The sequence below is a fragment of the Pelagibacterium mangrovi genome (assembly GCF_036662815.1).
Lineage (GTDB): Bacteria > Pseudomonadota > Alphaproteobacteria > Rhizobiales > Devosiaceae > Pelagibacterium > Pelagibacterium mangrovi.
Genome location: NZ_JBAFXA010000007.1, coordinates 63,249 through 74,447, shown reverse-complemented (window position 1 = coordinate 74,447; position 11,199 = coordinate 63,249). Strand labels below are relative to the sequence as shown.

General features: G+C 62.7%; 11 protein-coding genes. 4 read left to right on the top strand and 7 right to left on the bottom strand.

What is annotated here, in order from left to right:
- Window positions 1–146: 146 nt before the first annotated feature.
- Window positions 147–2,132, top strand: coding sequence for a methyl-accepting chemotaxis protein (locus tag V4T21_RS13375; RefSeq protein ID WP_332717623.1), 1,986 nt, complete (start codon window positions 147–149; stop codon window positions 2,130–2,132).
- Window positions 2,133–3,308: 1,176 nt separating this feature from the next.
- On the opposite strand, the gene V4T21_RS13370 is transcribed toward V4T21_RS13375, so the two are convergent.
- Window positions 3,309–3,605, bottom strand: a complete 297-nt coding sequence (locus V4T21_RS13370) for a GIY-YIG nuclease family protein (protein WP_332717991.1) — start codon at window positions 3,603–3,605, stop codon at window positions 3,309–3,311.
- A 231-nt stretch (window positions 3,606–3,836) separates the two neighbouring features.
- Between V4T21_RS13370 and V4T21_RS13365 the strand changes: the two genes are divergently transcribed.
- Window positions 3,837–4,808: an iron-siderophore ABC transporter substrate-binding protein gene (locus V4T21_RS13365; protein ID WP_332717621.1), complete on the top strand. Its 972-nt coding sequence runs from the start codon at window positions 3,837–3,839 to the stop codon at window positions 4,806–4,808.
- Between the two features lie 458 nt (window positions 4,809–5,266).
- On the opposite strand, the gene V4T21_RS13360 is transcribed toward V4T21_RS13365, so the two are convergent.
- The 3 genes from V4T21_RS13360 to V4T21_RS13350 form a co-directional block, all read right to left on the bottom strand.
- Window positions 5,267–5,659 (bottom strand): septal ring lytic transglycosylase RlpA family protein, encoded by a 393-nt coding sequence (locus V4T21_RS13360; RefSeq protein ID WP_332717619.1) that lies wholly within the window; start codon window positions 5,657–5,659, stop codon window positions 5,267–5,269.
- A gap of 218 nt (window positions 5,660–5,877) precedes the next feature.
- A complete protein-coding gene (locus tag V4T21_RS13355) occupies window positions 5,878–6,510 on the bottom strand; it encodes a peptidase inhibitor family I36 protein (protein ID WP_332717617.1) in 633 nt (210 codons plus the stop codon).
- A gap of 143 nt (window positions 6,511–6,653) precedes the next feature.
- Window positions 6,654–7,049 carry an acyl-CoA thioesterase gene (locus tag V4T21_RS13350; RefSeq protein WP_332717615.1) on the bottom strand — a complete coding sequence of 132 codons (396 nt, stop codon included), beginning with the start codon at window positions 7,047–7,049 and terminating at the stop codon, window positions 6,654–6,656.
- Between the two features lie 291 nt (window positions 7,050–7,340).
- On the opposite strand from V4T21_RS13350, the gene V4T21_RS13345 reads away from it, so the two are divergent.
- A complete protein-coding gene (locus V4T21_RS13345; RefSeq protein ID WP_332717613.1) occupies window positions 7,341–7,742 on the top strand; it encodes a DUF2147 domain-containing protein in 402 nt (133 codons plus the stop codon).
- On the opposite strand, the gene V4T21_RS13340 is transcribed toward V4T21_RS13345, so the two are convergent.
- Window positions 7,726–8,619, bottom strand: coding sequence for a DMT family transporter (locus V4T21_RS13340; protein ID WP_332717611.1), 894 nt, complete (start codon window positions 8,617–8,619; stop codon window positions 7,726–7,728). The genes V4T21_RS13345 and V4T21_RS13340 overlap by 17 nt on opposite strands.
- A 73-nt stretch (window positions 8,620–8,692) precedes the next feature.
- Complete coding sequence (locus V4T21_RS13335) at window positions 8,693–9,118, bottom strand: CBS domain-containing protein (protein WP_332717609.1); 426 nt, start codon at window positions 9,116–9,118, stop codon at window positions 8,693–8,695.
- Between the two features lie 171 nt (window positions 9,119–9,289).
- Here V4T21_RS13335 and V4T21_RS13330 point away from each other — a divergent pair, with 171 nt between their 5' ends.
- Complete coding sequence (locus tag V4T21_RS13330; protein WP_332717607.1) at window positions 9,290–10,492, top strand: pyridoxal phosphate-dependent aminotransferase; 1,203 nt, start codon at window positions 9,290–9,292, stop codon at window positions 10,490–10,492.
- Here the strand turns inward: V4T21_RS13330 and V4T21_RS13325 are convergent, their stop codons facing one another.
- Window positions 10,493–11,110, bottom strand: a complete 618-nt coding sequence (locus tag V4T21_RS13325) for a TetR/AcrR family transcriptional regulator (protein ID WP_332717605.1) — start codon at window positions 11,108–11,110, stop codon at window positions 10,493–10,495.
- Window positions 11,111–11,199 lie beyond the last annotated feature (89 nt).

Below are 11,199 nucleotides of genomic sequence, written 5' to 3'. Positions count from 1 at the left end.
GAAGCAATTTTAATCTTTGGGCCTCTACAGTCCGGCCCGCCCACAGGCCGAAGGGACGGCGGCAGGTAGGCGGACGGAGCGGGCGCCGGCGGAATGGCAGAATGCTGCGCGGGATCGCCCTTCATCAAAGATAGGGCTCGAACAGAATGTTTGAAAAACTCAGCGTCGCCTTGAGGGTCTATGGTGCCTTCGGCGTTCTCATTATTCTTCTGGCGCTTTCCGGATCGGCCGCGATCTTCGGGGTGAACCACGTCTCGGGACTTTTCGAGTCCTACAGGCTCGCGGCCCGGCAAACGCTGGAGATCAACGATTACGCGCGCGATCTGGCCGAGGCGCAGCGGCTGAGCCTGGCCTATCGACTCAATCCGAGCGCCCAGACCGCCGAGGCGCTTCTGGCGACGATCGATGACGTTGCCACCAATGACGCCGATGGCCTGGAGCTTTTCGCCGGCGACGAGGCCGCGCTGGAGGGCATCGGCAGCGTCGAGACGCTGGCCATCGATTTCAAGGCGGCGGCAGAGGCGCTGATCGAAGCGCAGCAGGGCAGCAATTTCGCGGGGCAGATCGCCGCCGCGCAGCAGCTCGACGGGCTGGCGCCGCAGATGACGGCGATTTTCGACGCGCTGGCGGAAGAGGCAGCTAACCGGCAGAACACGCTCGGTCCGCAAGCGACGCAGGACGCCGCCACCAGCATGATGGTGATCGGCGGTTTGAGCGGGCTTGCGGTGCTGGCCGGCGCCATCGTGGCGTTCGTCATGGGCCGGTGGCTGTCGGGTGCGATCGCGGGGATGACCTCCTCGATGCGCAGGCTGGCGGAGGGCGATTTCGCGCTCGATATCTCGGGCGCCGAGCGCGAGCATGAACTGGGCCAGATGGCCAAGGCGCTGCAGGTGTTCCGGGCCAATGGGCAGGCGATGGAAGCGGCCGACGCGGAACGGGCGACCAATGCGAGGGCCGCGGCGGAGCGCACTGCGATGATGGAACGGTTCCAGACCGCGTTCGATGCGGTGATCGCCGCGTGCGTTGCGGGGGATTTCACCAAGCGGATCACCGAAACGTTCGGGGACGAGGATATCGACCGGGTGGCCGCCAATTTCAACGCGATGCTCGATACGGTCAACGCCGGGCTGAACGAGGCGGGGCATGTGCTTTCGGCACTGGCGCGCACCGATCTCACCCAGCGCATGGAGGGAAAGTACCACGGGGCCTTCGCGGCTTTGCGCGACGACACCAATGCGGTGGCCGAAAAGCTCTCCGAGATTATCGGCAGGCTCAAGATGACCTCGCGCGGGCTCAAGACCGCGACGGGGGAAATCCTTGCCGGGGCCAACGATCTTTCCGAACGCACGACGCGGCAGGCGGCCGCCATCGAGGAAACCTCGGCGGCTATCGAACAGCTCACCGCGACCGTTCACGGCAATGCGGAGAAGGCGGAAATCGCCCATGAGAAGAGCCAGGCGGCGGCCAGCCTCACCAATGCTGGGGGCGTGGTGATGGAGCAGGCGACGAACGCCATGGAGCGTATCACCACCTCATCGGCCAAGATTTCCAACATCATCGGCATGATCGACGACATTGCCTTCCAGACCAATCTGCTGGCGCTCAACGCATCGGTGGAAGCGGCGCGAGCCGGGGAGGCCGGCAAGGGATTTGCCGTGGTGGCCGTGGAGGTGCGCCGGCTTGCGCAAAGCTCGGCGCAGGCGTCGTCAGAGGTCAAGGCGCTGATCGAGCAGAGCGCGCGGGAAGTGAGTGGCGGTTCGAAGCTGGTCGCCGAAGCGGCGGCCAAGCTCGGCGACATCCTTGAGGCGGCAAGGGAAAACAGCGTGCTGATGCAGGGGATTTCCGAGGCCAATCGCGAGCAGACCACGGCGATCGGGGAAGTGCGAACCGCGATGCGGCAGATGGACGAGATGACCCAGCACAACGCCGCGCTGGTGGAGGAAACCAACGCGGCGATCGAACAGACCGAGGCGCAGGCTGGGGAACTCGACAGGATCGCGGAGATCTTCGTGGTCGAAGAGAGCGCGGCGGGGGCGGAGCCGGTCGAGGCGCGGTCGACGGTGAAGGCTGCGGCGAGGACGTATCTGGCGCAGGGAAACGCGGCGCTCAAGGACGATTGGGCGGAGTTTTAGGGCTGGGGCGAGAGGTCGGGGCCTGGGGAGGCGCTGGTATGGTAGGGGAGAATGTGTTTCCCGCACCTCTCCCGTGATGCGGGCGGCGTTGCGGATTGTCGGGTCAGGCCCGACAATGACGAGGGAGAGGATGGGGCGTAAACTTCGCCGCTGCCGTCAGTTTCGGCATTCACCTCGTCTCGATGCTTCATCTCCCCCTCGTCGTCTTCGAGCTCGACCCGGAGACCCGCAAGGTCTCCGCGCAGTTTGGGAGAAGTGTGTTCCCGTACGGCTCCTGTGCCGCGGGCGGCGTTGCGGATTGTCGGGTCAGGCCCGACAATGACGAGGGAGAGGATGGGGCGTAAACTTCGCCGCTGCCGGCAGTTTCGGCATTCACGTCGTCGCGATGCTTTCATCTCCCCCTCGTTGCCTTAGGGCCGACCCGGAGACCCGCAGGGCCTCCGCGCAGTTCGGGAGAAGTGTGTTCCGTACTGCTCCTGTGATGCGGGCGGCGTTGCGGATTGTCGGGTCAGGCCCGACAATGACGAGGGAGAGGATGGGGCGTAAACTTCGCTGCTGCCGTCAGTTTCGGCATTCACCTCGTCGCGATGCTTCATCTCCCCCTCGTCGTCTTCGGGCTTGACCCGGAGACCCGCAAGGCCTCCGCGCAGTTCGGGAGAGGTGTGTTCCGCACTGCTCCTGTGATGCGGGCGGCGTTGCGGATTGTCGGGTCAGGCCCGACAATGACGAGGGAGAGGATGGGGCGTAACCTTCGCTGCTGCCGTCAGTTTCGGCATTCACCTCGTCGCGATGCTTCATCTCCCCCTCGTCGTCTTCGGGCTTGACCCGGACACCCGCAAGGCCTCCGCGCAGTTCGGGAGAGGTGTGTTCCCGCACTGCTCCTGTGATGCGGGCGGCGTTGCGGATTGTCGGGTCATGCCCGACAATGACGAGGGAGAGGATGGGGCGTAACCTTCGCTGCTGCCGTCAGTTTCGGCATTCACCTCGTCGCGATGCTTCATCTCCCCCTCGTCGTCTTCGGGCTTGACCCGGACACCCGCAAGGCCTCCGCGCAGTTCGGGAGAGGTGTGTTCCCGCACTGCTCCTGTGATGCGGGCGGCGTTGCGGATTGTCGGGTCATGCCCGACAATGACGAACGAGAGGGTGGGGCAGGACATTAGGATCACGTCGTGCCTCTCAAAACGGTGACTTGACGATCTCGTCCCACAGATCATCCCAATGGGGATTATTGTTCTCGATCAGATCGTACTTCCACGCTGCCTCCCATTTTTTGAGGTTTTTCTCGCGTTGAATGGCGAGCGGCATGGTTGCGTGCACTTCGTAATAGACAAGTCGGCCAATATTGTTGCGCTTGGTGTGCCCCGGCATCACCTTCTCGCGATGCTCATATACGCGACGAATGATGTCGCCGGTCACTCCGATGTAAGTGGCCCCGCGCCGACGATTGGCCATGATGTGGACATATCCGCCCATGGATCGAGTAAGCGGAGTGGGGGCGGGATCGTCAACGCCAAACGTCTCCATATTCGAAGCGGTGTTGCGGATTGTCGGGTCACGCCCGACAATGACGAAGGAGAGTATGGGGCAGGACGGTTCGTGTTGGACGCGGGCTTTTTCTTTGGGTGGGGCTTGCGTGGGAGTGGGGCAATAAATATGACTTTGAATGTCATGAATTGAGCGGTGTTCGCGAGAGGAGTTGCGGCGATGGCGATCCGTGTCCAGGCGGTTGTGGGAGTGGTGGCCGTGGTTGTCGCCTGTGGGGTGGCGGGAGCGCAGGAGTTTCCGGTGACCATCGAGCATGCCTATGGGGAGACGACGATCGCCGAGAAACCCGAGCGGGTGGCGACTTGGGCTTGGGGCAATACCGATGCGGTGCTGGCGTTGGGGATCAAGCCGGTGGCGATACCGTTTATCGCCTATGGGGGCGGGGACAATGGCATCCATCCCTGGGCGGAAGAGGCGCTCGATCAGATGGGTGGGGAGAAGCCGGCCATGCTCGCCGAGAACGACGAGCCGCCTTACGAGCAGATATTGGCGGCGGACCCGGACGTGATCATCGCGGCCCATTCGGGGATCACCGAGGAGCAGTATGAACGGCTGAGCGCCATTGCGCCGACCATCGCGTTTCCGGAGGTGGCCTGGGCCACGCCATGGCAGGAGATCACGCGGATGACCGGGGCGGCGTTGGGGCTGGCCGATGAGGCCGAGACGATTATTGCCGAGACCGAGCAGTTCGTCGCAGACGCGGTGGCTGCCCATCCGGGGCTGGCGGGGACGACGTTCATCGCGCTCAACGATTTCGACGGATCGCTGGCAATCTATGGCGAGGTCGATGCGCGGGTGAAGTTCCTCGTCGATCTGGGGCTGGTCTATGCGCCGAGCCTGGACGCGCTGTCGACCGAAGACGAGAGCTTCTATTTTCCGGTCAGCTATGAGAACGCGGACGCGCTGGTCTCCGATATCCTGGTTTCCTACTACGAGAACCAGACGGATTCAGATGCCTTCTTTTCGGCGCCCTATATCGCGCGCCTGCCGCAAATAGAGACCGGCGCCTATGCGACGATCGTGGGGATCGAGGAGGTGGCGGCGGTTTCTCCGCCATCGGCGCTCTCGCTGCGCTGGGGAATCGAGGATTATGTCGCCCAGCTTGCGGCAGCGGCAGAACAGGCGCGGTAGCGTCAGGCAGCGAGGGCGCCGGTGACGAACAGCACCATGGTGAACAATCCGCACAGCACGGCGCCAGCCGCGGCGGCTACCGTCATGGAAACAAATCTCTGCGTCGTCGGCCTGTAAGACATGGCACATCCCCTCGTTCGCGCGGCTCTGGTTTCCCATGCCGTCCCGGTCATAGTGGTGCCCCCAAACCGGCGTGTGCGCCTGTCGCCAAACAACGCGCACAACGCCGACGGCATTGCTGCCGCTTGTCGGCAAGGGCGCCTCAGGATGTGCACCGCGACCGACTGATCCGAGTATGCGCGGTTAACCCGAGGTTGTGCGGGAAACTCAAATTGAGAGTAAATTTTCTGTTTCAGGCGGGAAGGCACTGTGGATAAGGGCCGGAAGCGCCAATGAAAAAGGGCGCTTCGGGGAAATTCCGAAGCGCCCTTTTTAAAAACCCCTGTGGAGAAGACCGGTTAGCCGATCACCTCGACGGTCACGCGCGCGGTGCCGGCATTGACCATGCCGATCTGATTGGCGGCCTGGTGGGAGAGATCGATGATCCGTCCGCCCGAGAAGGGGCCGCGATCGTTGATGCGGACCACGACGCTCCTGCCGTTGTTCTGGTTGGTGACCACCACTTCGGTGCCGAAGGGGAGATAGCGATGAGCCGCCGTCAGCGCGTGCTGATTGTAGGTTTCACCATTGGCGGTTCGTCTGCCGTGGAACTTGCCGCCATACCATGAGGCGGTGCCCGTCAGGGTCTGCACGACACCGACGGTGTCTTGTGCGCTGGGGGCTGTAGTGGCGAGGGGGAAAGTTCCAAGTACCAGTGCTGCCGTGAGCACAGAAGGCTTGATGATTTTCATACGGTCCTGACCCGTTTTGTTTGGCGACAAACTGGGTTCTACACGGAGTTGTGACCAGAAATGGGACCGAATCAGGCCGAAAATGGGCAAAGGGCGATCTGTGTCAATTGGTCCGGAACCATGACATTCCTGCAACACACAGGTTTTAGTACTGAAAGGCACGAAAAAACCCGCCCGGACATGTCCGGACGGGTTTGAAGGGAAAGGCCGATCAGGGCTCAGCGGCGGCCGAGATAATAGGACGAGATGTTGTCCGAGAGCATGCCCAGATTGCGCACCGAGCGGTCGATCACGCCGCAGCGGCCCGAGAAATCGGTGCCGGTGCAGACCGTGGCCGCGACATTGCCTTCCACGCGAGCCGAGCGGATGCGGTCGTTCCAGAAATTGCCGATATAGCGCTCGTTGTCATTGCCCGCGACGCAGAAGCTGCGGCCATTGTAGTCGTACTCCTCATAGAAGCAGACGCGGCCGGTGGGGGCGGGGCCGGAATCGGGGCGGCCGATCGAGAAGCTGAAATTGGGGGTGTTGATGGAAAAGCCCACATCGTCGTCACGGCCCGGAGTGGGACGCGGCGCGGGGGAATTTTCGATGGGGCGCAGATAGCGCGCCGAGGCCCAGCCGCGAATGTTGGCCGCCGTGACCTGGCACCAGGTGTTGGAGCTGTTGCACTGGTTGACCTCGACCACCTGGTTGGCCGACAACGCGGCGACCACGGGGTAATTGGTGCCCGGGCCGGTGCGTACGTTGAGCGCGGTGGTGGCGAAGGCTTCATAGGCGAAAGCGCCGGAGACCGAGGCCAGCATGCCGGTGAACGCGATCGCTACCGCGGCTGCGAATTTTTTGAAATTCATGTCGCTCTCCCTTCGAGAGATTGGGGCTTTGTGGCAAAAAATTGCCGAGCGGGCCCTTTGGTTCCACGGGGCGAGGCGCTGAAGCGCATTTCCCATTATGCCGAAGGTGTTAGGCCTAAGCGCTTGAACCGGGCATGAATGGTTCAGGCGACGGCGGTTTTCTCGATGACGCGCTTCTTGCCGTCGTCGGTGAGGGCGACGAATATGAAATGGCCTTCGGTGACCTTGGTGCGGCTGGGCGTGGAGCGGGATTTCGTCCACGCTTCCATGCCGATCTTGATCGAGGTGGTGCCGATCCTGTCGACCCAGGTATAGACGCACAGCACGTCGCCGACCCGGACGGGGGCGATGAAGCTCATGGCTTCGACGGCGACAGTGGCGACGCGGCCGCCCACATGCTCGACGGCGGCGATGGCGCCGGCGATATCCATCTGGCTCATGACCCAGCCACCGAAAATATCGCCGGCCTCATTGGTGTCGGCGGGCATGGCCAAGGTGCGGATGGTCATGGCGCCACGCGGTTCGATTGTCCCGTTCATTTCTGCCCCTTTTCGAGTCTGGTCGCGCGAGATTATGTGCGGCCGCGCTCGTTGTCGACATGATCGTGAGGGCGTGAAAGGGGAAAAGAAAAAGGCCGCCAAAGTGGGCGACCGAGTGGGGCCGGATGGGACATCGGCCCGGGGCACCGGCTGGGGTAGAGCCGGATGAAGCGACCGTAATATCGTCGCATGACGGTGGCATGACGACGGGGAACGGGACGGTTCATGCGACGTTCAGCAGACCGGATGAAGATGGTTGCCGACACATCGCCAATTTTCGGGAGTTTGCCAATGGCACCCAAAACCTTGCTCAAGCCCATCGCGTTCGGCCTTGCGCTATTGATGGCCGGGCCAGCCGCCGCCGAGCAGTTCAACCCGATCGGGATCTGGGAGCCCAGCAACAGGGAGTCGCGATACGAGTTCACCCTGTGCGGAGACAATGGTGACCGGTTGTGCGCGGAGCTGATCTGGATTCAGGAGGACAAGAAGGACGAGCGCAACACGCGGTATCTCAATACTTATATGTTCAAGAATGCGCGCCATACCCAGCTCAACCGCTGGGAAGGCACGGTGACGCTCGAGGGGTTCAGTATCGGTGGGACGGTGACCCAGACCAGCAACGACACCATGCAGCTCAAGGCCTGCGCGCTGTTCGTGTTTTGCGAGGATATACGGCTCAACCGGATAGAGTAGCGGGCCTTCGGCGCAGATTGGGCAGGAGCTCGACAAGGAAGACGGCGGCAAAGATCAGGGCGACGCCGAAATAGCCGAGCGTGTCGAGGCGCTCTCCCAGGATCAGCGCGCCGCCCAGCGCGGCAAAGAGGCTTTCTGCCGAGAGGACGATGGCGGCATTGGCGGGCGGGACGTGCTGCTGGCCGATGGCCTGGAGGGTGAAGCCGATGGCGGTGGAAAGAGCACCCGCATAGAGGATTTCGACCCAGCCGGCTGAAAGCGCCGAGAGGGTAGGCGTTTCGAAAATGAAGGCGCCGCAGGTGCCGAGCAGGCCGGCGGCCAGGAAGCTGACGGCGGATATGAAGATCGGGCGCTTTGTCTGGATGGCGAGGTGGCCGAGAAGCAGAACGTGCAGCGCCCAGAACACGGCGCTGCCGATCACCAGGCTATCGCCGGTGTTGAGGCGGTCGAGGCTGGCGCCGTTCAAGAGGAACAGGCCGATCAGGGCGACGGGGACGCCGATCCAGATGATGCGGTGGGGCGGTTGGCGAAAGACGACCAAAAGGATCACCGGCACGAACAGCACATAGAGCCCGGTGAGGAAACCCGAATTGGTGACTGTGGTGAACTGCAGCCCCAATTGCTGGAGCACCGCGCCTAGAAAGAAATTGAGGCACAGAAAGCCGATAAGGGTCCATTGCCGGCGCGTGAGCTTTTCGGGCTGGCGGGCGTTTTCGCGCAATGCGAAGGGGAGGACCAGCAGGCCGCCGAGCAGGAAGCGCGAACCGGTGAAGGTGAGCGGGCCCATGACGTCCATCGCCGTCTTCTGGGCGATGAAGGCAAAGCCCCAAATGGCGGTGGCGAGCAGGAGGCAGGTGAGCGCAAGCGGACGTGACATGGGAAATGGCGACCGTGAAGGAAGAACCGGCAAGAGGTAGCCGGTCCGCACGCGCCCGACAAGCTGGCTCGGTTCAGCTCGCTATATATTCGCGGAGCTCGCCGGCTTCGCTCTCGATTTCCTCGATCTTGCGCTTGACCACGTCGCCGATCGAAATGATGCCGACCAGTTCGCCATCCTCGATGACCGGCAGGTGACGGAAGCGCCCGCGTGTCATCTTGTCCATGACCGCTTCGAGGCTGTCGGACCTGCAGCAGCTCTGGGGCGAGCGGGTCATGAGCGAGGATACGGGCCGGGCGCGGAAGCCTTCGGCGCTGCCGGCGAGGTGGCGGACGATATCGCGTTCCGAAATGATGCCGCTGACCTTTCCCTCGTCGAGGACGATCACGGCGCCGATGTTGTGGCGGGCGAGCACGGCGATCAGATCGCCGATGGTGGTGTCGGACGAAACTGTCACGACCGAATTGCCCTTGGTCGCCAGGATCGATTCAATAAACATGCAGTCATCTCCTCAAGCTGGTGCAACGATCTTGCCTTGCGACAATGTAACGCACAAGCGGGTCAGATGGTCGACTTTCGGATGAGGCGGGGCGCGATTTTCGAATCGCAGTGGCATGGGAAGCCGGCGCCCGCTATACCGTGATGCTCAATCAGGCCAGCAGAGGACGACATGGGTCTCATCTCCGATGCGCTTTCGCGCGTGCAACCTTCGGCAACCGTCGGCATCAGCCAAAAGGCCAGAGAGATGGCGCAGGCGGGCAAGGACATCATTGCGCTGTCGGCGGGGGAGCCCGATTTCGATACGCCCGCGCATGTGCGCAAGGCGGCGATCGACGCCATCGAGAGAGGGGAGACGCGCTACACCAATGTTGACGGCATCGCCGAACTCAAGGTGGCGGTGGCGGCAAAGTTCAAGCGCGACAACGGGCTGGACGTTGCGGCGGAGGATTGCTTCGTTTCGGCAGGCGGCAAGCAGATCATCTTCAACGCGCTGATGGCGACGCTCAATCCGGGAGACGAAGTTGTCGTGCCGGTGCCCTATTGGGTCAGCTATCCGGAGATCGTGCGGCTGGCCGGGGCCGAGCCGGTATTCGCTCAGGCGAGCCAGGAGACGGGGTTCAAGCTGACGCCCGAGGCGCTGGAAGCGGCGATCTCGGAGCGGACCAAATGGCTGATCCTCAATACGCCGTCCAACCCTTCGGGCGCGGCCTATACGGCCGATGAGCTCAAGGGGTTGGCCGAAGTGCTGATGCGGCATCCGCATGTCCACATCCTGACCGACGATATCTATGAAGTGCTGGTCTATGACGGGCGGGAATTCGCGACCATCGCGCAGGTCGAGCCGGGGCTGATGGGGCGTACGGTGACGATGAACGGGGTTTCCAAATCGCACGCCATGACCGGCTGGCGCATTGGCTATTGCACGGGGCCGCGCGAAATCCTCAAGGCGATGTTCAAGCTCCAGGGGCAATCGACCACCAACCCGCCCTCGATTTCGCAATGGGCGGCGGTGGAAGCGCTGAACGGGCCGCAGGACTTTCTCGCCGATTGGCGCGATGTGTTCCAGAAGCGGCGCGATTACGTGGTGGGGCGGCTCAACAGGCTCGACGATATCGAATGCCTGGTGCCCGAGGGAGCGTTCTATGTGTTCCCCTCATGCAAGGGGCTGCTGGGCAAGACCAGCGCCGGCGGGCGAAAGCTTGCGACCGACGAGGACGTGGTGATGGCACTGCTGGAGGAAAATGGGGTCGCGCTGGTGCACGGAACCGCCTTCGGCCTGCCGGGGCATTTCCGTATTTCGTATGCGGCTTCGGACGAAGAGCTTGCCAAGGCCATGGACCGGATCGAGGCGTTCTGCGCCGGCGCGAAATAGTTACGGCCTGCCCGCCGGCAGGCCGAGCGCGGGCAGGATGATCTCATCGACGATGCGTTCGATGTAGGCGCAGTCGGGCAAGACCTGCTTATCCAACAGGTGCTTGATCATCATCGCTTCGCCGATATCGACGGTCAGCGGGGTGACGCGCGCCGGGTCGATTTTTCCGGCATCGGCATAGTGATGCAGGACGGTGGCCGTGAACCGGCCGCCCCTGGCCTCGAAAACCCCGTTCCAGATCCGCTCGTGCAATTTCGGGTAGCGCCCCGATTGGGCGATGACCGCGAACAGCGCCTTGCCGAGCGGGGTGTCGGCAAAATCGCGGAACAACATCATGGCCCCGATCAGATCGCCGCGCAGATCGTTGGCGGCCGGGGTTGGCATTTCCTGCGGGTAAAGGTTCTGCATCGCTTCGAGCAGGATATCCTCGGGCGCGGGCCAGCGGCGATAGAGCACCGTCTTGGCCGTGCCGGCCCGCCGAGCAATCCCCTCCATGGTCAGGCCAGCCAGTCCCGCTTCCACGGTTTCCAGCACCACGGCTTCATGAATGGCCGCGATCAGCGCCGGACCGCGCCGGCGTGTGTTGGGGGCGCTGTGATCGGATTCCGTGTTTGCCATGATCTCCTCAAGATAAGAGTCGGTTGCGTATCTTAATTGAATGTGTTTAGATACGTTATCGTTTCTAATCATACAAAGCGCGGCATGGA

What these genes read in the sequence shown, in the direction of transcription:
- V4T21_RS13350 (WP_332717615.1), bottom strand. Translation starts at nt 7,049, where the DNA reads ATGAACGGGACAATCGAACCGCGTGGCGCCATGACCATCCGCACCTTG.
- V4T21_RS13340 (WP_332717611.1), bottom strand. Translation starts at nt 8,619, where the DNA reads ATGTCACGTCCGCTTGCGCTCACCTGCCTCCTGCTCGCCACCGCCATT.
- V4T21_RS13325 (WP_332717605.1), bottom strand. Translation starts at nt 11,110, where the DNA reads ATGGCAAACACGGAATCCGATCACAGCGCCCCCAACACACGCCGGCGC.
- V4T21_RS13330 (WP_332717607.1), top strand. Translation starts at nt 9,290, where the DNA reads ATGGGTCTCATCTCCGATGCGCTTTCGCGCGTGCAACCTTCGGCAACC.
- V4T21_RS13375 (WP_332717623.1), top strand. Translation starts at nt 147, where the DNA reads ATGTTTGAAAAACTCAGCGTCGCCTTGAGGGTCTATGGTGCCTTCGGC.
- V4T21_RS13360 (WP_332717619.1), bottom strand. Translation starts at nt 5,659, where the DNA reads ATGAAAATCATCAAGCCTTCTGTGCTCACGGCAGCACTGGTACTTGGA.
- V4T21_RS13365 (WP_332717621.1), top strand. Translation starts at nt 3,837, where the DNA reads ATGGCGATCCGTGTCCAGGCGGTTGTGGGAGTGGTGGCCGTGGTTGTC.
- V4T21_RS13345 (WP_332717613.1), top strand. Translation starts at nt 7,341, where the DNA reads ATGGCACCCAAAACCTTGCTCAAGCCCATCGCGTTCGGCCTTGCGCTA.
- V4T21_RS13355 (WP_332717617.1), bottom strand. Translation starts at nt 6,510, where the DNA reads ATGAATTTCAAAAAATTCGCAGCCGCGGTAGCGATCGCGTTCACCGGC.
- V4T21_RS13335 (WP_332717609.1), bottom strand. Translation starts at nt 9,118, where the DNA reads ATGTTTATTGAATCGATCCTGGCGACCAAGGGCAATTCGGTCGTGACA.
- V4T21_RS13370 (WP_332717991.1), bottom strand. Translation starts at nt 3,605, where the DNA reads ATGGGCGGATATGTCCACATCATGGCCAATCGTCGGCGCGGGGCCACT.